Annotated in this window: 19 protein-coding genes; 10 read left to right on the plus strand and 9 right to left on the minus strand. The window is 52.6% G+C overall.

All coding sequences use genetic code 11. The features are described 5' to 3' along the window. Nucleotides 1-11 precede the first annotated feature (11 nt). A complete protein-coding gene (locus D3A97_RS22820; RefSeq protein ID WP_119080879.1) occupies nt 12-2,396 on the plus strand; it encodes an outer membrane beta-barrel family protein in 2,385 nt (794 codons plus the stop codon). 70 nt (nt 2,397-2,466) lie between these two features. Next, on the plus strand, nt 2,467-3,522 hold the full coding sequence (locus D3A97_RS22825; protein ID WP_232826056.1) for a DUF6340 family protein: 1,056 nt from the start codon (nt 2,467-2,469) through the stop codon (nt 3,520-3,522). A gap of 7 nt (nt 3,523-3,529) precedes the next feature. Here D3A97_RS22825 and D3A97_RS22830 read toward each other — a convergent pair whose 3' ends face one another. From D3A97_RS22830 to D3A97_RS22860, 7 genes are all read right to left on the minus strand, one after another. Then, nucleotides 3,530-4,405 (minus strand): DMT family transporter, encoded by an 876-nt coding sequence (locus D3A97_RS22830; RefSeq protein ID WP_157986710.1) that lies wholly within the window; start codon nt 4,403-4,405, stop codon nt 3,530-3,532. A gap of 2 nt (nt 4,406-4,407) precedes the next feature. Beyond that, nucleotides 4,408-5,229, minus strand: coding sequence for a hypothetical protein (locus tag D3A97_RS22835; RefSeq protein WP_157986711.1), 822 nt, complete (start codon nt 5,227-5,229; stop codon nt 4,408-4,410). After that, nucleotides 5,229-6,695 (minus strand): DUF6850 family outer membrane beta-barrel protein, encoded by a 1,467-nt coding sequence (locus D3A97_RS22840; protein ID WP_119080882.1) that lies wholly within the window; start codon nt 6,693-6,695, stop codon nt 5,229-5,231. Before D3A97_RS22840 ends, D3A97_RS22835 begins: the two co-directional genes overlap by 1 nt. Continuing rightward, a complete protein-coding gene (locus tag D3A97_RS22845) occupies nt 6,695-7,891 on the minus strand; it encodes a DUF4876 domain-containing protein (RefSeq protein ID WP_119080883.1) in 1,197 nt (398 codons plus the stop codon). Before D3A97_RS22845 ends, D3A97_RS22840 begins: the two co-directional genes overlap by 1 nt. A gap of 12 nt (nt 7,892-7,903) precedes the next feature. After that, a complete protein-coding gene (locus D3A97_RS22850; protein ID WP_119080884.1) occupies nt 7,904-10,699 on the minus strand; it encodes a TonB-dependent receptor in 2,796 nt (931 codons plus the stop codon). A 444-nt stretch (nt 10,700-11,143) separates the two neighbouring features. Next, a complete protein-coding gene (locus tag D3A97_RS22855) occupies nt 11,144-12,661 on the minus strand; it encodes a TlpA family protein disulfide reductase (protein ID WP_157986713.1) in 1,518 nt (505 codons plus the stop codon). A gap of 105 nt (nt 12,662-12,766) precedes the next feature. Beyond that, the gene (locus tag D3A97_RS22860; RefSeq protein ID WP_119080886.1) at nt 12,767-13,294 is read right to left on the minus strand and encodes a DinB family protein; all 528 of its coding nucleotides are present in this window, start codon (nt 13,292-13,294) and stop codon (nt 12,767-12,769) included. Between the two features lie 156 nt (nt 13,295-13,450). On the opposite strand from D3A97_RS22860, the gene D3A97_RS22865 reads away from it, so the two are divergent. Beyond that, nucleotides 13,451-14,140 carry a DUF4386 domain-containing protein gene (locus D3A97_RS22865; RefSeq protein WP_198674143.1) on the plus strand — a complete coding sequence of 230 codons (690 nt, stop codon included), beginning with the start codon at nt 13,451-13,453 and terminating at the stop codon, nt 14,138-14,140. On the opposite strand, the gene D3A97_RS22870 is transcribed toward D3A97_RS22865, so the two are convergent. Further along, on the minus strand, nt 14,118-14,708 hold the full coding sequence (locus D3A97_RS22870) for a Crp/Fnr family transcriptional regulator (protein WP_119080888.1): 591 nt from the start codon (nt 14,706-14,708) through the stop codon (nt 14,118-14,120). The genes D3A97_RS22865 and D3A97_RS22870 overlap by 23 nt on opposite strands. A 106-nt stretch (nt 14,709-14,814) precedes the next feature. On the opposite strand from D3A97_RS22870, the gene D3A97_RS22875 reads away from it, so the two are divergent. The 6 genes from D3A97_RS22875 (at nt 14,815) to D3A97_RS24945 (ending at nt 18,362) form a co-directional block, all read left to right on the plus strand. After that, nucleotides 14,815-15,144, plus strand: a complete 330-nt coding sequence (locus D3A97_RS22875; RefSeq protein WP_119080889.1) for an ArsR/SmtB family transcription factor — start codon at nt 14,815-14,817, stop codon at nt 15,142-15,144. A 54-nt stretch (nt 15,145-15,198) separates the two neighbouring features. Next, nucleotides 15,199-16,044 (plus strand): arsenite methyltransferase, encoded by an 846-nt coding sequence (locus D3A97_RS22880; protein ID WP_119080890.1) that lies wholly within the window; start codon nt 15,199-15,201, stop codon nt 16,042-16,044. Nucleotides 16,045-16,076: 32 nt separating this feature from the next. Continuing rightward, on the plus strand, nt 16,077-17,177 hold the full coding sequence (arsB, locus tag D3A97_RS22885; RefSeq protein WP_119080891.1) for an ACR3 family arsenite efflux transporter: 1,101 nt from the start codon (nt 16,077-16,079) through the stop codon (nt 17,175-17,177). Next, the gene (locus tag D3A97_RS22890; RefSeq protein ID WP_119080892.1) at nt 17,174-17,602 is read left to right on the plus strand and encodes an arsenate reductase ArsC; all 429 of its coding nucleotides are present in this window, start codon (nt 17,174-17,176) and stop codon (nt 17,600-17,602) included. Before arsB ends, D3A97_RS22890 begins: the two co-directional genes overlap by 4 nt. A gap of 80 nt (nt 17,603-17,682) precedes the next feature. Continuing rightward, nucleotides 17,683-18,063: a transposase gene (locus D3A97_RS22895; RefSeq protein WP_119080893.1), complete on the plus strand. Its 381-nt coding sequence runs from the start codon at nt 17,683-17,685 to the stop codon at nt 18,061-18,063. Then, nucleotides 18,060-18,362 (plus strand): hypothetical protein, encoded by a 303-nt coding sequence (locus D3A97_RS24945; RefSeq protein ID WP_157986715.1) that lies wholly within the window; start codon nt 18,060-18,062, stop codon nt 18,360-18,362. The genes D3A97_RS22895 and D3A97_RS24945 overlap by 4 nt, the downstream gene beginning before the upstream one ends. 205 nt (nt 18,363-18,567) lie before the next feature. Here the strand turns inward: D3A97_RS24945 and D3A97_RS22900 are convergent, their stop codons facing one another. Further along, nucleotides 18,568-18,981 carry a hypothetical protein gene (locus D3A97_RS22900; protein ID WP_119080894.1) on the minus strand — a complete coding sequence of 138 codons (414 nt, stop codon included), beginning with the start codon at nt 18,979-18,981 and terminating at the stop codon, nt 18,568-18,570. 69 nt (nt 18,982-19,050) lie between these two features. Between D3A97_RS22900 and D3A97_RS22905 the strand changes: the two genes are divergently transcribed. Beyond that, nucleotides 19,051-19,665 carry a TetR/AcrR family transcriptional regulator gene (locus tag D3A97_RS22905; protein WP_119080895.1) on the plus strand — a complete coding sequence of 205 codons (615 nt, stop codon included), beginning with the start codon at nt 19,051-19,053 and terminating at the stop codon, nt 19,663-19,665. The last annotated feature ends 9 nt before the right edge of the window (nt 19,666-19,674 follow it).

The following is a 19,674-nucleotide window of genomic DNA, read 5'->3' on the forward strand; positions in this document are numbered from 1 at the left end:
AATCCATTTACATGATGAAACACGCTATGACCGTGTTAGCATTACTGCTAACGCCGCTCTTCCTATTCCCGCAACGTACGGCGCCAGGAAACGTTAAAAACGCGAACGGCTCCCCTATCCCCCATGCATCGGTATACCTGGTTAACGGCAAGGAAAAAGCCATTGCCCAAACCGTATTGTCTGACAGCCTGGGCCGGTTCAACATGCCCATAGCAGGTAATTCCCAATACTTTATTTTCGCTTCCTACCTGCACCACCGGTCAGACACGGTAGCCGTTACCCGCCCGGACAGCCTGTATACGCTAACGATCAAGATAACGGAAACGCTTTTACAGGAAGTGACCGTGGCCTCCGTAACCCCCATTGTTCAAAAACTGGCAGACCGTTTCGTTTTTACGCCGGGCAAAGCGCTGTCTGCGGGCGCCACTGCCCTGGAAGTACTGAAATTTGCGCCGCTGGTGCAGTACGATGAAAAGACCGCCCTCTTTTCCATCATCAATAAACCGGGAACGGTGGTCTACATCAACAACCGGAAATCCAGCCTTCCCGGGGAAATGATCATGGCTATGCTCCGTTCTACCCCCGCTGCCAACATCAGAAGTATCGAGATCATCACCAACCCCGGCAGCGAATACCCCGCAAACGCCGCTGGCGGGGTGATCAATATCAACTTTTCGAAAATGTTCAATGAAGGCTGGTCAGGCAACCTGGTGGCCGGCAGCGACCAGTCCAGGTTCAATACCACTATGCTGAATGGCGCGGTCAATTACAGGAAAGGAAAAACCGGCATCCGCGTGTCTCCCTTCCTCAATAACAGTTTCAACTACAGCACCAAAGAGAGCAGGATCGTTAAAAGCGCCGGGCAGGAACACATCTCCTCGGCATCGCATCGCCGGTACAGGGTGGCCGGCGGTGGACTGGGCCTCGATTACGACATCGGGAAGAACGACCTGCTAAGTTTCAACGGGTTTTACTCCACCGTGAACGGGAAAAGCAGCAGCACCAGCAAAACCGCATCGCCCGGGTCTCTTTATTTTTCTCCGGTAGCCGGGAAAGACCGCTATACCTATAATTTCGGGAACGTCTACTATCAACACGCATTTGATTCAATGGGCAAACGCACGTTTACCCTCAACATAGACTACAACCAATTCTACCAGGGCAATAAGACCGATGGCCGCTTTACCGCCATGAACGCCGGAGAAATTGCCCGTTACAGGAACGATCTGCCCCAGCAATTCTTCAACCTTTCCCAGCGGGCGGATTACAGCGTACAACTCAAGAACAAAAGCAAGATCAATGCAGGCGTACAATTCAGCAATACGCGGCTCGCCCATCACCTGGCATACTACAACTGGGATTACGGCTCCTCCAAATTCCTGCTCAACCAGCAACTCACCAACAATTATAAATACCGGGAAACGTATGTTGCGGCGTACGCCAGCTTTTCGGGATCGTTCCTGGAGAAGATCAATGGTGTTTTGGGCCTGCGGGCGGAACAGATCAACTATTCCTCCGAAAGCGCTAAAGACGGCATCCGGTCAGACACCAACTACCTGGGGCTGTTCCCCCATCTTTCCCTGTCTTATGTTATCAGCAAGCAAAGCAATATTTCCATCTCGCTCTCCAAAAAAATAAGCCGCCCCAATATCAGGCAGCTCTTTCCCGGGAGAACGTACCTGAACCAGGATTACATCCAGGAAAACAATCCCTTTCTGCAACCCGTTAACACGTATAACTCGGAAATCATGTATGCCTTGCAAAACAAATACTACTTTTCCGCCGGGCACACCATTCACAAGAACCAGTTCAGCCAGTTCATCATCCCGCTCATAGAAAACAATACAACACTGCTGAAGAAAACCTATCTCAATTACGGCAATGCGAACAATACCTACTTTTCGTTCTTCAGCCAGCAGTACCTTGTTAAAAAGATCTGGAACGCCAGCCTCTCGGCCAACGTGAACTACACCCGGTACATCAGCCGGCATACCGGGCGCCTTGCCAACCTCCACTACAACCTGGTGTGGAACAATACCCTGCATATCTCCGGGAAAGGGAACTGGCTGGCATTTGCGCTTTTCAAATATTACAGTGCCTTCAAAAATATGGCGTGCCAAAGGGAGAACGCCCTATTTTCCGCGGACGCGGGTATTCGGAAAACTATCAGCAACTTCAGCGCCACGCTGTACCTGGCGGATATTTTCAATACCAATGGAAAGTCGCTCATGCGGTACCACCCCAACCCCGCGTATGCTTATCATTACCAGGAAGAGCGGTATTACACGCGCACGGTTTCCCTGAGTCTCCGGTACGCCTTCGGCAACAACCAGCTGAAGCTGAATAAAAACAAAAATGCCGCGAATGAGGAAATGAGGAGCAGGATCGGGAAGTAGGTTTACGCCAGCATTAGTTGCATATTAATTTTATTATATATAACTTTAGGACGAGCACAATCACTATCCTATGCCTGTAAAAACAGTCCTGAAAAACCTGCTTTTCATTGCCCTGGCAGCTGTTACCTGCATGTCCTGCAAATCTACCGAGCTGGTCCACATCAATGTATTGAAACCGGCGCCCGTAACTATACCGGCCTATGTTAAAAGTCCCGGTGTGGTGAACAGGACTACTGTTACCCGGCAGCACAAGGTGGTAGACGCCGTTGACAAGCTATTCAGCCTGGAAGGGGTGCAGCTTGACAAGGAAGGGGCGGAAAGCAGCGTGCGGGGGCTTACGGACGAACTGCTGAAGAACAACCGGTTCAGCGATGTAAAAGCGCTGGGCGAGCTGGACCTGACCATCAATGCCCCCGGGCTTTTCTCTGCACCGCTCTCCTGGGAAACCGTAGACAAAATATGCCGGGAACATCATGTAGACGCCCTCTTCTCCCTGGAGCTTTTTGATACCGATTCAAAGGTCAGCTATGCCACTGCACCCGTTACCCTGAAAACACCGCTGGGCAATGTACCGGGTATAGAACACCGCGCCAGCATGCTGACCACTGTAAAAACGGGATGGCGCATTTATGATCCCGCCGGCAGGAACATCCTGGATGAATTTCCCCTGGCCCGGGACCTTACCTTTTCCGGCAGGGGCATCAACCCGGCTGCCGCCGCCGGCGCACTGATGAACCGCAAAGAGGCGGTAAAGGAAGTGAGCACGCAGGCGGGGCGCCGCTACGCCATGCGGATCATCCCCTACCGCACAAGGGTTACCAGGGATTATTACGTGAAAGGCACAGACAATTTCAGAACGGCCCGGCGTAAAGCGCAAACCGGCAATTGGGACGGCGCGGCCGAGCTATGGAAGAAAGAGACCAACAACCCTAACAGCACCGTGGCCGGCAGGGCCTGCTATAATATGGCTATCATCTGCGAAATTAACGGGGAGCTGGACCTGGCCATCAAATGGTCACAGAAAGCCTATGAGGAATATAACAACCGCCTTGCGCTGAACTACATCCGGCTGCTGAAGAACAGGCAGGCGGGCAATGAATTGCTGAAAGAGCAACAGGCGGAATAATACGATGTTAGCCACCACTGTACTTCCGGATCAGCCGGATGCCGGTCAGCGTGATCAACGCGCCTATAATTGTGTATGCGGTGATCTTCTCTTCAAGGCACAGATATCCCAGCGCGGATGCTACCAGTATGCTGATATACTCATAGGAAGACGCAACGCCCACCGGCAGATGGTCATACACGTACCCTACCGCCCAAAATGCGAAAACCGATCCCGGCACTACCAGGTATACCAGCGCGCCCAGCAAGGGCAGATCAACTTCCGGGAATTGCCTCATCTCCCCTGCCGCCCATGCAGCCATAAACAACAACATGCCGCTGAATAACATCTGCCAGCCCAGTCCGTAGTAAACATCTACGTTCAGCCTGATGCGGCGCATCAATAGTACGCCGGCGCTCCAGCACAAAACAGCTGCGAGAGACAATAGATATCCCCAGAGATGGGCCATCTGTATTTGCCCGGAATGCTGGGCAACCAGCAGCACCACCCCTGCCACGCATAACAGCATGGCTGCTGGCAGCCTGAAGTCTGTTTTCCCCGTGGTTATACCGGGAAGGAATATAAACAGCGGGGCAAGGCTGCCGATGATGGCCGCCATATGAGAAGGGATAAAAAGAATGCTCCAGTAACTCAGGCAGCCGTTGAGCGTAAACATCAGCAACGAGCCGGGCAGCAGCCGCCACATGGTGCCGGCAGACGGTACGGGCCGGCCTTTGCATAGATAGCACCCTGTCAGCAACGCACCGGCAAACAAATACCTGGTGCCCATGAGCAATATCACCGGCATACGCTCCAATGCCTCCCTTGCCACCATCCACGTACTGCCCCAGATCAAACCTATGGCCACCAGCACAACATATGGCGCATGCCTGAATTTTGTCACGCTTATGGCCTGTTTTTCCAGTTATTCCACAGGTCCAGCGCCTTCAATCCGCCGGGTGTAACATACCGCTGCCTTTGTACTTTATATTGCTCAAGGGTGTTGACGGCGCGGCGGTAAATACTGGAGTCGGTTTCGGAGGGAGTATGCCCTTTAGGCATGGCATAGGTAAAATATCCTTTATTACCCGCATATACCGGTATGGCAAAGAAATCCCTGGGTACCAGCTTGATGGTGGTATCCCGCTCAGTTTGCCGGTTGGCGGCCACAAAGAAGTCTACCGCGTATAGCGGATAGCCGAACAGCAGCCCGTACCCGCGGTTCCGGTCGTGCCGGCTTTCGTATTCGATCACGGGCAGCACTACGGCAGGGTCGCTCTCTGGCGTAAAGCCCCATTGGCCGAAGAAAGCGGCGTGCTGCGCCATCAGGGAGGCAAACCTGCTTTTGCGCACAACATATATCTCCATATACCGTACATGCCCCTCAGCACGGGCAAAGGGCGTCATCACAAACTGGTGGTCTCCCTTGCTGAGTGCGGCGCAGATCTTTGCATACTTGCTGGCCAGCGCGGGCAGGCTGTCTGCCGGGGTCACTGCCTGGTCCCCATCCTTTACGGCCGCCGGTTTTGCCACGGGGAGCCGGAGGAATTTTACGCTGCTGACCGGTTTGATCGTATCCAGCAATGTGTAGATGGCCTCATGGTCTAACGCATAAGCCAGCATGCTGTCTGCCAGGCTGCGGTCATCAGCCTGCAGTGTTGCCAGCGGCCGTGTTACCTGGCAAGATGCCGCCATTATCAACGCCAGGGAAAAGAGTAGATATTTCATTAAAAAAGGATTGAATATTGTAAACGGATCGTTTTGTTGGCTGCATCCGGCCCCAGCTCCCCTCCTGCGTATGCTTCGATCCCGTGCGCGATGTGGGGGGACAGATGGAGGATGTAAGCACAGGTAACGGATGCTATGATACGGGAACTGGTAAAATACCGGTAGTCGGGAAATATCAATTCCCTTACTATAACATTGTTGGCGCCTTGCTGCCAGTTATCATGCAACACATGCCGGTACCCTGCAGCCGGTTTTAATTGCAGGCAGGTTTGAGGGGAGAGCCGTTTTCTCCAGTTGAGTACCAGCAGCCCGCCGGCGCTGGCAGTATTAAAACCGGTGGTAGCCGCCACGTCTGTAAATTCGTCATACTGCAGGAACGGGCACAGTTCCAATTGGGTGCTTCCCTTCCAGTACCCGGCTTTTGCCGATAGCTGCCGCCGTGTGGAATAGGCCGTTCGGGCATTGTACACTACATCATCGGCATGGCCACTTACGGCATCGAAAGAAATGGCCGCAAAGTGCCCCCTGTCTATGCCTCCGGCGAAAAATGAAACCGCTCCGCCCAACCTGTTTTCGTGGTAATAACCAAATGCCTGCCGCTTGATCACGCCCTCGTACACCGTTTCCTCATTGACCGCCCCGTAGATGCTGATCAGCATGGAGAGCTGGTCTTTTTTGTAGCTATAGTACCCGCCTGCTTCATATAACAGGCCGCGGCGCTGTCTTTCTGCATTTACAAATGGCGCGCGTGTATAGGTGCCATAACCACGCAGCCTGTACAGGAGCACGTTGCCGGTACCGGTGTTATAAAATCCCAGCTCATTATCTTCCTGCACAGACCGTACTTTTCCATACGCGCCAATGCCTGTATGTTTCCCGGCCTGCCAGGTGAGGCCGGGCGCGAGTGAAATATTCCTGTAACGGTAGAACGGTTTGGGATCGCTCTTACGCGCGCCGGAGCCAACGTGGTAGGCAATGTTCAGGCCTGCATGCCAGCGGCGCGCGAATGCGGGGGTGTTAACGGTGGCCGAAACCCTGAGGTGGTCCCGCTCCCATTCACCGCTGCTGCTGTCTGTCCATAAGAACGGGTTGCCTTCATATGGGTTGTACACACCGCTCCATGCAACATCCTGCTCCAGCTGCTTGTTGTAGGCCACGGCCCCCTGGTACGTCCAGCCACCAGCCTTTGCATACCCGGCGGCTGCTACACCGAAGGTATTGGAGGCCGCGCCGGCCATTGGCCTGCGCAGGTCTCCGCCTGCATATTCCCACCCGCCGGCCACCCGGGTGTAATTGGGCCGGTCAGACTGCCATAAGGAAGCGGGGTTCCGGGTAAGTTGGGGCATCTCCGGAAGGCGGCCATCTTCGTAAGCGTTCAATGTGTCCCGGCCGGAGGCCTGTGCGTGTACAGCGGATGTACAGCACAGGCTTGCAAGAACGGTCAGGAACAAACTCAACTTTTGCATTACTGGAATACTTTCGGCGTGGGTGCGGCCAGTTTTTCGAAATCCGTGCTGCTGTTGTTCGTATCCTGCAATACTTTCCGGCCATTGATAGTAGTAGCGGTCTTGCGGCGGAAGCTCTGCATGTTGTAAGTATCATCAGCATACACAAAACCGGCATCCAGGGCTGTTGGGATACGTTTGTAGGCAACACTGCCGGCATCTTTAAGCCCTTCAAAGGCATCGATCACGGCTGAATTAGGCACCTTTATCCTGGGGTCAAGGGTGCTGCCGGGGATGGCCACTTTTTCCAGGGATTCAAAGTTGGCCCGGAAGATCACCACGCCAGGCCCGAATACCGTCAGCAACCAGTCAAAGCCTCCTGTGAAATAAACCCGCTCAAGGTTGGGTACCGCGGGAGCGTCTGCATCCCTCCCGTCTGGCCGTTCATTGTATGCTTCCCAATCAGCCTTTGAAAGATCAACGGGGCTGGCGGGGTTCAACAACGCATCTTTATGATTAACGCCATCCTGTGCAATGATAATGCTCCGGCCCGGCGCCAGTTTCCGGTCTTTTCCGGTGCCGGGGATGCGCCATACGTTACTGAGGTATACATGCTGGTTGTCTGTATTAAACGGTGTGGGCAGCGAGTTGGGGTTGATGAGGCCGGAGTTGCCGTAGGCATCGCCAATACAGAGGCTGTCCAGGTACAGCGTGTCCGTTGAATTGTTATAGATCTCCACGAACTGATCGCTGAAGTAGGTACCGCCGGCAACCGTTTTACTGCCGGTATAGTATACTTCTTTTATCAGCAGGCTCCCGGCCACGGTACCTTGCAGCTCCAGCGTGAACGTTACGTCTTCCGTACCGCTTACCGTTACATTATTGGATGCCGCGTTCAGCGTCAGCTCCTGGCCTACGCCCGTAAGCGTCAGGGCCTCCTGTGCCGTCAGGTTGCGGGTAGCACTGAGATGATAGCTGCCGGGCAGTACGCCGGAAAAAACGGCCTGCCCGTCATTGCCTGCAGCAGCGGTTTTTGTTGACCCGTCGGCAATGCTGGTGATGGTAACGCTTGCCTGTGAAGCGCTTTGCTGGCTGTACGTGGCGGGGTAATTCACTTTTACGGTAACGCCGGCCGTTCTGAGATCGCCTGAACGGTTATTTTTGCAGGCTGAAAACAGCATGCCTGTCAACAGAACGAGAGTGGTAATCTTTTTCATATTTTTTGATGATTATTTATTGGTTTGTTTTTTCGCTAGTCTGAAATTGAACTCGGCCCCGAAAAAAAGCGGTTCATTGCGCCTGATCAGCCCATCCAGGTTTGCATCGTAATGCAGGGGGCGGTAGTTCAGGAAATTGTTGGCGTAAAAAGAAAAACCCGCCCCGTTTTTCCATTCTTTGGTGAGCCGCAGATTGAAGAGGTGTAAAGGCGGATAGGCGGTTGCCTGGAGGTCTGACTGCACCCTTATCAATGATGCATATGCCGGCAGTTTTGCCTGTTCGGGCGATAAGAGGATCACTTCTCCCCTCCTGTTCAATACGGCTTCCGGGTATATGCTGAGCCGCACCGGGCTGTTCCTGCTGACCCACACCGTTTGCCATAAAGCGGAGAAGATCATGTTCAGCCGCGGGAACCGGTGAATGAACCGCACGCTCGTATTCATCCGGGAAGACACGATCCGCCCGGATGAGCGGTAGATACCGATCAGTTCCGGCACGGTAGTGCCCTGGTAAGCCTTTGCCGCATCTATGAACGGGCCGTTGTCATAGGTTTCTGTGCGGATGTAGGCGCCCGTAATGTTAAACGATGTACGGATATGACGGACCTCCGGAATGTCAATGGCATATTCAACGCCGCGGTTCATGATCTTCCTGTTATTTACCGGCACATCATAAGGGGCGAAGAAGGTGTCCGTTCTTTCGTAGCCAAGCACCGGCGGAGCACCAGCGGGTTTTTCAACAGCCATGAACTTGTCGTACGCAAAGGCTTTCAGCTCGCGGTTGGTGGCAATGGCATTCCGGGTTGTTTCGTTAAAGAATGAAACGTTGGCAGAGAAGAATGGCTGTTCCAGGTCTAATCCCAGTTCCCACTTTTCGGCAGTATACGGGTCCAGCTGCAGCCCGTCCAGCCGGATCTCCCGTGTGGTAATGACCGCCAGGCGTTCCGCGGGGTTTTCCGCGAAATAGTTAAAGTTCACCAGGTCGAAATAACGGTTGCCCGGGTAGAGATAGCTGAGCGGAGGAGCTTTTGCCGCTATCCCGTACCCGCCGCGCAACCACACATTGCGCACCATCTCGGCGGCCAGGTTTATTCTTGGCGCCACAATGGTTTTATACCTGCTGCGGAAAACGCCCTCAGGCGCCACATTATCCAGGCGTACGCCCAGCTGCCCCATCAGCTTGCGGTCTCCCAGGGATGCGGACATCCTGTCTTCCACGTAATAGGCAACCTGGTGCAATGCCGGAACGGCGGCATAACTCCGGGGGCGGTCTCCCATGCTATAGTTCTGCCTGGGCGGGTACAGCGGGTCAAACTGTCTCCCCTCACCAAAGTTTACGTCCATCCGCCATTCCGCACCTGCCAACAGCCGGTGCAGGAGCCCGGCCGTACTTTTTACCGCGGAGGCCTCCAGCCGGGCGTACCCGTTAACCGGGCGGCCATCTACCGTGGTTTGGTTGAGATATTCGCTCTTCCCGAAGAACCCTTGCTGTGTTGTATCTGTGGTAGCGTTGGAAAACGGGAAAACATCGCGGGTTATCAGCGTTTGATAAAAAGCTGATTGCCGGCTGGCGGTCAATGCCGCCGTGTATTGGAGATGGGCCAACCAGGGGCGGCTTGCCTCCCATTTACCTTCGGCGCTGACCTTCACACCATAGTCATCAGCGTAATTGGTGTTCTGATAGCGGGTGTCGTCGGGCGATTGTTTCAGCTTGTCCAGCGTTTTGTACGCTGACAGGATGTTGGTGGTGGAAAACCGTTTTGCCTTTCCCCATGCTTGCTGCCATGACAGCTGCCCCTGGAAACGGCTATACTGGTTGAGCCGGTCCCGTACATCCGCGCGGGACCGCGCCAGGTCGCCGCCCAGGTTGAACGTGCTGTTTTTGTTCTTCCCCTGAACGCCCCACAGGAATGCCAGCTGTACCAGGTCAGGGTTCACCCTGGTGCGCAGCTCCGGTGGCATCACACCTATTCTCGATTGCACGAGTATCAGCCCGGACGTAAGATCTCCGAACCGTGCTCCGGGAATACCCCGGATAACCTCAATGCGCTCAATATTGTCGGCAGGTATTTGCCGCAGGTCATTCCCTCTCCCGGCAACGGACGAGAACGGCGGCAACGCCCCGGGAGCCGAATTAAGTATGGTTACATCGTTTTGCAGGTTGGCGTTGTTTGAAACAGGCACGCCGTCCATTACCACTTGCGTGCCGAGCGCGCTGGCCCTGGATGCGTCTGTGGTAGCGGATGCCTGCCGCAACATGGTTTGCTGGGCAGCGCCAAGACCGGGGTTTGTTGCAAGCTGCCCCGGTATAAGTTGTAACACATCAGCCAGGCTTACTGGTTGGGTATGAATGATGGCGGATTTATCAATGATGGACGATGATCCTAATATCCTTGGCCGCGCGGTAACAGATATTTCCTTAAGTCCCATAATGCGCGCGCTGAGGGTAATATCCCCCCGGAAAGGGCCGGGAACGGTAACATCCATCAATACCGGCGCATAGCCCGGCGCGGTAATGCCAAGTCTATACTTTCCTGCCGGAACATCTTTTATTATAAAAGACCCGTCAACGCCGGAAACCGTAAACTGTTCTATGGGAAGAACATCTATCCGCACACCCGCCAATGGAGCTTTGGTTGTTTCACTCCTGACGCACCCGCTGATAATATAAGATCGTTGAGCTTTTGAAGGCAATGCCGCGCATATGCAAACTGATACAGCAAGGGCATGCCAGCTGACCAGCTTCCAAACGAAGCCCGTGTAAATATTTTTCAATATCCACTTTTTTAGAAAAAAGGAAAATGACACGCGGAATGAAATACCGCGGATAATGGGGAACGGGTTAAACAGTAAAGGGCGGCGCTCTCCCGGGACTATAGGAAAGAAAGACCCGCTCCGGCCAGGAGACCGTGCGGGAATGCCGTAAAATTATTTCAAAGAAGTGGGGTACAATTGATTCGCCAACGGGAACAGGCAATGCCAAAGAGACGTGAACGTAGGGCGCTTCACAAACGGGGCATACGGCCGTTATCCCGCACCCTTCTTTATCTGCATAATGGATCTCGTGATCGTGATGATGGAGGTGCTTTAAGATAGCAGGAGCAGCTAGCAAGAGAAAGAACAACCCTGCCAGGATATTTCTGCACCATATTTGTCTTTTATCTCTCATCAGCCCTTAAAAATGCAATAATGTTGCAAATATAGGTTGCTGATGTCGAAATTCAAATACAAAAAATAAAATATAGCGCAGCCTCACAATGCCGCTTCTATCCGCTTTTGCATTTCCTCGTTGCCGGGGTATCCGGTGAATTGCCCTTTCAGTACGCCTTGTTTGTCAAATACCAGGTAGCTGGGTATGCCGCTGAAACTGAAACTGTCCTGCAGATACCTCCACTGCTTGGTAGTCAGGTAATACTGTTCTCCCCCGATGCCCTGTATCAGTTTTTCCCATAGCTGCCGGGGTGATGACGGGCTGCTGATGTAAACAAATACAGCGTCTTTATCAACCAGGTGTTTTTTCAAGTCCCTGGATTCTTTAAAGGCCTCAAGGCAGGGTGCGCACCATGTTGCCCAAAAGTCAACAACAACGGTTTTCCCTTTATACCTGGAAACAATGGCGCTCATTAATTCTTCAGGAGATACATTGGGCGTATTGTTGATCACCACCGCTCCTTTTGCTGCGGCCTGCTGCACTATTTCCTGGTTCTTCCGCAGCAAGATCTTCTCCATATCGCCTCCCTTGTAATGGGTCTTAATATTCTCAACCTGCCTTGCTGTTAATGGTTTCAGCTCAATTTCAAATTGCATGGCATATGCGTTGCTGACCAGCATATCATAGAACAGGCCTTTGTCCAATCCGGTCAGATCTCTCAAAATGCCCTTTACACTGTTTGTCCATTCAGGGATGGGCGTATCTTTAATACGGGGAATGTTCAACACATTATCTTGCAGCAGCTCCTGTGTAAAGAGCGGGTAAGAAAAGCTGTACAGATATACGGGGTCATTCAGGTGAAGGTCTTTAAGGAACGTATAGTCTTTCCGGACAGGTTTCCTTATCTCCGAACTATCCGGCATCTTGCTGTCATTCGTCTGCCTGTAGTTGAGTACCATTTCATCGTGATAGCGTAATGCGTACATATAGTATACTGCCAGAAAATAGTCTGAAAAGATGATCCTGTTCATTTTTTCAGATAAAACGGGCGGTTTAGCCAGAATGATCCGTTTCCTCCGCAGGATATCATTGATGTGATCTATATAAACACTGAACGGCTTGTTATACAAGGGCACCAAAGGTTTACCGGTCCTGTAAATGGTCAATTCGGTGAATTTGACCGGGCTATGGAGCAGTTCTTCTTCCGTAAACCCGTAAGTATCGCTCACCTCTGCCCTGTCAATAGCGCCGTCATTGTTATAATTGAGGGATATTTTATTGTTCTGCCCGTTTTTTAACAGCACGGTCACCATGTTGGTGATATCTATATCCGTGCTTACAACACATCTGCTCACATCTGTTTCTGTATCTACCGTCAGTTCAAACTGCCCGGCAAAATCGAGCAGTGTTTTATATGTCTTGAATGCGCCGGTAAATGGCTGGGGTATTCTCAAAAATAACCATGTACTGTCTTTCTTAATAGATACCGGGATAGTTACCTGCCCGCTTATAGTGGCAGTGCCTGCCTGCAAAACGGGGGCGCCGGACTGGGCACAAACAGCCACCGGCCAGAGAAACAACAAGATGGCGCTGGCCAGCTTCATTTTAGATGATAACATGATAATGATTAATTCAATAATAAACGATGCACAAACGTGGTTCAGGCCCCGGCAATGCATGTTGTAAGCCGGGGCAAACTTCTTTTGGTATAGGCTGCCTGTGCCTTAAAATAACTGTTCAGCGGGCGGCGTCACCTTGGCCAGGCGGAGGTATACGGTTGTTTGGCCACGATGGTGCGTTTGATGCTCAAACGCTTTTTCCAGGGCCTGCTGCCGCGACAGCTCAAAACGGCCGAAGAGCTTTATTTTTTCCTGGAGCTGGTTGTCCGTCATTTTCTTGAGGTTATTGATAACAAAGTCGTACCCGTCGAGCACCTGTTTGGTAACGGCGGCTTTCGTTTTGTCCGCAGACTTTTCCAAAGACCCTTCCGTGTTTGGTTTTGCATTTGTTGCGGCAGCGCCGAAACCGATGTTGGCGTCTGTCAGGTGCAGCATTTGTTCCGCAAATGACCGCATCTCCGGTGTGGGCTTCAAGCTATAGCCGGATTCCGGCATGGCGTCCAGGTAGGCTTTGGTATACGCTTTGGCCCTTTCCCAGTTTTGGAGCATGTCTGCCGTTGTAACCTGCGCATGTACGGCGGAAGAGATGACCAGGAAGAGCAGCAAGGTTTTGAGGAAGGTGATCGTTTTCATAATGCGGTGTGGTTTACAAAGCCAAAGATACGGCAACTTTTTATAATGATATATGCCGGATGACGGTTCCCGCCAACGGTGCGGCGCGCTTCATTTCTTAACCAAAGTCAACGGAAATAACATGCGGCATAGGGTAGCTTTGTACCCTGTATGAATATGATGATATCTAGCGGGGCCATGCCCCGGCAAAAGGCGGCTGTGGTTGCCGGATCAGTTATACTGGCCATGGCGGCGCTGGCGGGTTATGCCTATGGCTTTGTGTTCAACAGCCTGGTGGTACCAGGTGACGCGGCAGCTACCGTTCAGCACATAAAGGCATCCAGCCTGCTGTTTCGCAGCAGTATACTGGCCTGGATGATGGTACTGGCATGTGATGTGCTGGCGGCCTGGGCGCTTTATTATTTACTGGAACAGGTTAACAGGCCTCTTTCCCTGCTAATGGCCTGGGCCAGGCTGGTATATGCCGTTATGCTGGGCAGTGCCATACTGAACCTGAACGCTATCCCCCTGCTGCTGGACAGCGCCGCTGCGCAAAACACCGAAGCGCAGGTTATGCTATTTATCCGGCAGTTTCAAACCGCATGGTCTGCCGCGCTGCTCCTTTTCGGGCTGCACCTTTTGCTGCTCGCCTACCTGGCTTTCAGATCAGGTTATATCCCTGTTATATGGAGTGTTTTACTGGCCATAGCGGGCTTGAGCTACCTGGGGGTACATACTGCGGAGCTGCTTTTCCCCAAGTATGCAGCCAGTATAAAAACCGTGGAGACCTTGCTGAGCGTGCCGATGGCGGCCGCGGAAATAGGATTGGGTATCTGGCTATTGGTCAGGGGGCGTACCGTTTTGTAGCTATTCTCTTCCTGATGCGGCTCAGAGATTCAGGTGTAATGCCCAGGTAGCTTGCCAGCTGATGCTGCGGCACACGCTGCGCCAGTTCCGGCCGGGTTTTCAGCAGGTGCAGGTACCGTTCTTCCGGTGAAGAAGTAATGAACGCCGCAAAGCTCTCCCGGGTCTTGTCATAATCCTGTTCTACGATCTTGCGCGTGATGGCCTCCAGCGCGGGGAACTGTTGGTACATGGCCTGCTCCCGGCTGAACTCCCCCACCATAACGGTAGAATCTTCCACGCAGGATAAAAAACGGTCAGAAGGCACCTGATCATTGTAACTGCTGAAAACCACCACAGCCTGTTCTTCTGTAAAGAATGCCGTTGTTTTTTCTTCATCGTCTACCAGCATGTATTCCCTTATGCACCCTTTCAGGATAAAATAGCAGGCGGTGCATACTTCTCCCGCCCTGAGCAGGATGCTGCCTTTCCGGAAGGTATGTACAGGGATCAGCCCGGCAATGGTTTCCCTTTCTTCCGGGCTGATGGCCGGGAATTTCGAAAGGTAGTGCAGCAATTCAGTGTTTTTCATTTTCTTCCCTGTTTAACAGTATAACTTACCCGCTAATTTCGGGAAGTTAAGAAAGACTATATAAATTCTTTTGGCCGATTTAACCGTTCATCGTAATATTGCAATTATGGGAGCTACCAAAACCGATTTATTCACCCGGCAACAGAACGACATCGCCAACATGGCCAAGGCGCTGGCGCACCCCGCCCGCATTGCCATATTGCAGCATCTCGTGAAGATCAACACCTGCATCTGCGGGGACCTGGTGGAAGAGCTGGGGCTTGCGCAGGCTACGATCTCCCAGCATCTCAAAGAACTGAAAGCCGTTGGGCTGATACAGGGCACCGTAGAGGGTACCTCCATCTGCTACTGCATCAACCCCAAAAACTGGAAACAATACCGCCAGTTTTTTGACAAATTCTTTGGCAGCAGCGTGTCTGAGGGTAACTGCTGCTGATTTTTTTTGCCCTCATGTATCGCAATATTGCAATTATACGAACAACTACCAGCAATGCCTACAGATCAGGAACTGAAAGACCTCGTACGTGAGAAATACGGGAATATTGCCCTGCAGGATAAAGATACCAACGCCGCTTCCTGCTGCGGCGCCAGCTGCTGCTCTACCGATGTCTACAACATCATGAGCGAAGATTACACCCAACTGGCTGGCTACAATGCCGATGCCGACCTTGGCCTGGGCTGCGGCCTGCCCACGCAGTTTGCCAACATCCAGCCGGGCAACGTAGTAATAGACCTCGGCTCCGGCGCCGGCAACGATGCCTTTATTGCCCGTGCTGAAACGGGAGACGCCGGCAAGGTGATCGGCATCGACTTCACCGGCGCCATGATAGAAAAGGCACGTCGTAACGCGGAAGCCCGCGGCTTTCACAACGTGGAGTTCCGCCAGGGCGACATTGAGCAAATGCCCGTCAGCAACAACGTGGCAGACGTGATCGTGAGCAACTGCGTACTGAACCTGGTGCCCAATAAGAACGGCGTTTTTGCCGAGATCTTCCGCGTACTGAAGCCCGGCGGACATTTCAGCATTTCAGACGTGGTGCTTACCGGCGCCCTCCCCCCCAGCCTGCGGGAAGCCGCCGAAATGTATGCGGGCTGCGTAGCAGGCGCCAGCCAGAAGGACGAATACCTGGCGCTGATTGCCGCAAATGGCTTCCAGCACATCACCATCCAGAAGGAAAAGGCCATCGTCATTCCCGGAGACATTCTCAGCCAGTACCTCACCCCCGCGGAGATAGAAACCTTCCAGTCCGCACAGGCCGGCATACTGAGCATTACCGTTTACGCTGAAAAGCCCGCTCCCGCCGCCGCATGCTGCGGGCCGGAATGTTGCCAGTAAGGGAGTCATTAATATTTAACACGCAACAGCATATGCAGCCATGTAATCCCGCCCGGCGGAAACGCCTGGGATTTCTCGACAAATACCTGACAGGCTGGATCTTCCTGGCCATGCTGGCCGGCGTAGGCCTGGGCTATTTTGTGCCCTCCAGCGCGGAGGTCATCAACTCCTTTTCAGCAGGCGCCACCAACATTCCGCTGGCCATTGGCCTGATCCTGATGATGTACCCGCCGCTGGCCAAAGTAAACTACGGCAAAATGGGCGAAGTGTTCCGTAACACCAAGGTCCTTGGCGCGTCCCTGCTGCTTAACTGGGTGATCGGCCCTGTGCTCATGTTCGGCCTTGCCGTACTTTTCCTGCATGGCTACCCGGAGTACATGACCGGCCTGATCCTGATAGGCCTTGCCCGCTGCATTGCCATGGTGATGGTGTGGAACGAGCTGGCCGAAGGCAACCGTGAGTACGCCGCCGGGCTGGTGGCTTTGAACAGCCTGTTCCAGGTGCTGCTGTACAGCGTGTATGCCTGGTTTTTCATCACCGTATTGCCGCCGGTGTTCGGTATGGAAGGGCTGGAAGTGAACGTGACCATTGGCCAGATCGCTGAAAGCGTGGCCATCTACCTCGGCATCCCCTTCACCGCCGGTATTGTAAGCCGTTACGTGCTGACCCGTTGGAAGGGCGAAGCGTGGTTCCGGGAGAAGTTCATCCCGGCGATCTCGCCAATGACCCTGATCGCGCTGCTGTTCACCATTGTGGTGATGTTCAGCCTGAAAGGCGAATTGATCGTACAGATCCCGATAGACGTGGTACGCATTGCCATCCCGCTGGCCATCTATTTCGTGATCATGTTCCTGGTCAGCTTCCTGGCGGGGAAGGCCCTTGGCGCAGATTACTCGAAAAACACCTCCATTGCGTTCACCGCGGCAGGCAATAACTTTGAGCTGGCTATTGCCGTGGCTATCGGCGTATTCGGCATCAACAGCGGCCAGGCTTTTGCGGGCGTGATAGGCCCGCTGGTAGAAGTGCCCGCACTGATTGCCCTGGTGAACGTGGCCTTCTGGCTGCGCAAGCGCTGGTACGGAACTCAACATGATACCACCCTGTTGCATAACCAAACAACACCATCCAAATGAAGAAAATTCTTGTTTTATGTACCGGCAACAGCTGCCGCAGCCAGATCGCAGAAGGCTTCCTGCGCCACTTTGCGGGCGGCGTTGCCGGGATCTACAGCGCGGGTGTTGAAACGCACGGCGTAAATCCCCGCGCCATTGCCACCATGGCAGAGGCTGGGATCGATATTTCCGGCCACACGTCCAACCATGTAACGGAATATGCCGGCATTGACTTTGACTATGTAATCACCGTTTGCGACAACGCCAGGGAACAGTGCCCGGTATTCCCGTCCCGCGCTGAAAAGCTCCACGAAAATTTCCCCGACCCGGCAAAGGCAACCGGTACTGAGGAGGAGATCATGCAGCAGTTCCGTGAGGTACGGGAGATCATCCGGGAGTATTGCAGGCATTTTGTAGATACACAATTATTAAAAAAGGAAGCCTGAAGGGCATTCCGTTGTTTGTCTTATTTCAGAAAAGGCTTTACAGATTAGGGATTTAATAACGTTTAAATTAAATTTCGTATATGAAGAAGCCGCAAGGAAGAAAAAGCCAGTATTCAGATTCGGAGCGCATAGCGATCGCGCAGGACTATTTAAGTTCGGCACTGAGCCAATCAGAGATCGCGGCCAAGTATGGCATCACCGGTAATGCCGTGGTAGAGTCGATTGTACGGTGGTACAAAAAGCATCATGGGACAGTCGGGCTTAGTTCCCCTCCATTGCCATCAGAGGCACCGCCACCGTTGCTGAGTGCAGCAGAGCTGTCGCAACTCAGGCAGAAAGATAAAGAACTGGAAGACGCCCGATTAAAGATACAGGCGCTGGAATTGTTGATCGCCAATGCCGGGAAGGAGCTGGGAGTTGACCTGGTAAAAAAGCTTGGCACCAAACCGTCCGACAAATGAGGGAGTATGATTGTTCCCGAAGCGTAGAAAAGCTTTGTGGACTGTTTGGAAAAACCCGGCAAGCCTACTATGACCAGATCTGGCGGCAGGATAATCAGCAGGTAACCGATCACTTCATTGTTGAAAACGTGCTCCGTATCCGCCAGACGCAGCCCGGTGCGGGCTTGGGCGCCCTGCATGAAGTACTGAAAAAAGAACTGGCAGGCCACCATCGTAAAGCGATATTCGTGGTAATCCAGTTACCTGTAAAGCGAAAAACGTGTTTAACGACAATGCTGTCAAGCGAAACCTGTAACTAACACCTAACCCCTGTAAAGTTTTTTCAGTATAAGACATCGGGCGCCGCCGGCCCGCTAATTGCCTTCTTGTCGGCTTAAAAGCCGTTCTAGTCGGCTTCTAGTCGCCTTCTTATCGGCTTGTTACCGGCTTCCAGGGAAGGCAACATATATGTTTTTTATTTCAATCATAAGAGGTGTCACCAGGAGTCAACAGCCGCGCATCTCTTTAAATACCCTGCTCCGGCTTATTCACAGCAGATTTTGGCAATTTGACCATCCCATAATAGAAGAACAACCCAATAATAACTGCCCGGGCAACTATATTGGCCATGATCCTGGGGCTCAGGCCGTCTCCCAGCGCATACAGCTCCAGCAGCAATGTTACCCCATGAAAGATGATCATCGTAACCGCAACCAGGCGTAACATGACAGGATCAGTCAACTTTCTGCTATAGAAGGACAGGTAGGCCAGGGCAAACTCCGCTGCTGCCAGAAAGTAACAGAGGAGGAACTGGCCCGGCTGTAATTGGATATCAACCGTTCCCGGAATGGCGGCAGGGGCCATTATCAACACCAGCCCGGCCGCCAGGGTAACAATTGCATGGAAGGCCAGGAGCCTGTGGAGGTGCTTGGTGGGCATACTTTTCAGTAAAGATAAATATAAATTTAAAAATTACCCGTTTGGGTAAATAGTTTACATTTGTTTTAGATGAACGCAGAAAACAACACTAACACCGAAGAAAAGATCCTTTCCGCCGCTGAAAATGTCTTCCATGAGAAAGGATATGACGGGGCCAGAATGCAGGAGATCGCTGACAAAGCGGGTATCAATAAAGGCCTGCTGCATTATTACTTCAAAACCAAAGACGCCCTGTTTGACGCTATTTTCAGCATGGCGCTGAAGCGCATGGTGGCCAATATTCATTCCATCCTGGCCATGGAGCTGTCCCTGGAAGAAAAGATGGACCTGGTGGTGGATGGGTATATGAACATTTTGCTTAAAAACTCTGCCCTGCCGCGGTTTGTGATCAACGAGCTGAATAAGGATGCGGACCGGTTCATAGCCAGGCATATTCATGGCAGCGCCAGCTCGATCTTTACCAGTTTTGACGCCTCGGTCAATAAAGAAATTGCCGCCGGCAACATTCGCCCGATCAACTCCAGGCATCTTTTTATGAACATGGTGTCCATGACTATTTTCCCTTTTATAGGAAGGCCTATGATACAGGTGATCATAGGGCTTGACAATAAGGAATTTCAGTTGCTCATGCACGAGCGAAGGGAAGCGATCAAATCCTTTATTAAAATGTCCCTGAGGAGGTAATTTTTTTTC

Source organism: Chitinophaga alhagiae, from assembly GCF_003568665.1.
GTDB classification, from domain to species: domain Bacteria; phylum Bacteroidota; class Bacteroidia; order Chitinophagales; family Chitinophagaceae; genus Chitinophaga; species Chitinophaga alhagiae.

Bases quoted from the DNA above. Each gene is read 5' to 3' on its own strand.
- D3A97_RS22895 (WP_119080893.1), top strand. From the start codon at position 17,683: ATGAAGAAGCCGCAAGGAAGAAAAAGCCAGTATTCAGATTCGGAGCGC.
- D3A97_RS22855 (WP_157986713.1), bottom strand. From the start codon at position 12,661: ATGTTATCATCTAAAATGAAGCTGGCCAGCGCCATCTTGTTGTTTCTC.
- D3A97_RS22820 (WP_119080879.1), top strand. From the start codon at position 12: ATGATGAAACACGCTATGACCGTGTTAGCATTACTGCTAACGCCGCTC.
- D3A97_RS22870 (WP_119080888.1), bottom strand. From the start codon at position 14,708: ATGAAAAACACTGAATTGCTGCACTACCTTTCGAAATTCCCGGCCATC.
- D3A97_RS22905 (WP_119080895.1), top strand. From the start codon at position 19,051: ATGAACGCAGAAAACAACACTAACACCGAAGAAAAGATCCTTTCCGCC.
- D3A97_RS22835 (WP_157986711.1), bottom strand. From the start codon at position 5,229: ATGAAATATCTACTCTTTTCCCTGGCGTTGATAATGGCGGCATCTTGC.
- D3A97_RS22875 (WP_119080889.1), top strand. From the start codon at position 14,815: ATGGGAGCTACCAAAACCGATTTATTCACCCGGCAACAGAACGACATC.
- D3A97_RS22890 (WP_119080892.1), top strand. From the start codon at position 17,174: ATGAAGAAAATTCTTGTTTTATGTACCGGCAACAGCTGCCGCAGCCAG.
- D3A97_RS22840 (WP_119080882.1), bottom strand. From the start codon at position 6,695: ATGCAAAAGTTGAGTTTGTTCCTGACCGTTCTTGCAAGCCTGTGCTGT.
- D3A97_RS22860 (WP_119080886.1), bottom strand. From the start codon at position 13,294: ATGAAAACGATCACCTTCCTCAAAACCTTGCTGCTCTTCCTGGTCATC.
- D3A97_RS22880 (WP_119080890.1), top strand. From the start codon at position 15,199: ATGCCTACAGATCAGGAACTGAAAGACCTCGTACGTGAGAAATACGGG.
- D3A97_RS24945 (WP_157986715.1), top strand. From the start codon at position 18,060: ATGAGGGAGTATGATTGTTCCCGAAGCGTAGAAAAGCTTTGTGGACTG.
- D3A97_RS22900 (WP_119080894.1), bottom strand. From the start codon at position 18,981: ATGCCCACCAAGCACCTCCACAGGCTCCTGGCCTTCCATGCAATTGTT.
- D3A97_RS22845 (WP_119080883.1), bottom strand. From the start codon at position 7,891: ATGAAAAAGATTACCACTCTCGTTCTGTTGACAGGCATGCTGTTTTCA.
- arsB (WP_119080891.1), top strand. From the start codon at position 16,077: ATGCAGCCATGTAATCCCGCCCGGCGGAAACGCCTGGGATTTCTCGAC.
- D3A97_RS22865 (WP_198674143.1), top strand. From the start codon at position 13,451: ATGATGATATCTAGCGGGGCCATGCCCCGGCAAAAGGCGGCTGTGGTT.
- D3A97_RS22825 (WP_232826056.1), top strand. From the start codon at position 2,467: ATGCCTGTAAAAACAGTCCTGAAAAACCTGCTTTTCATTGCCCTGGCA.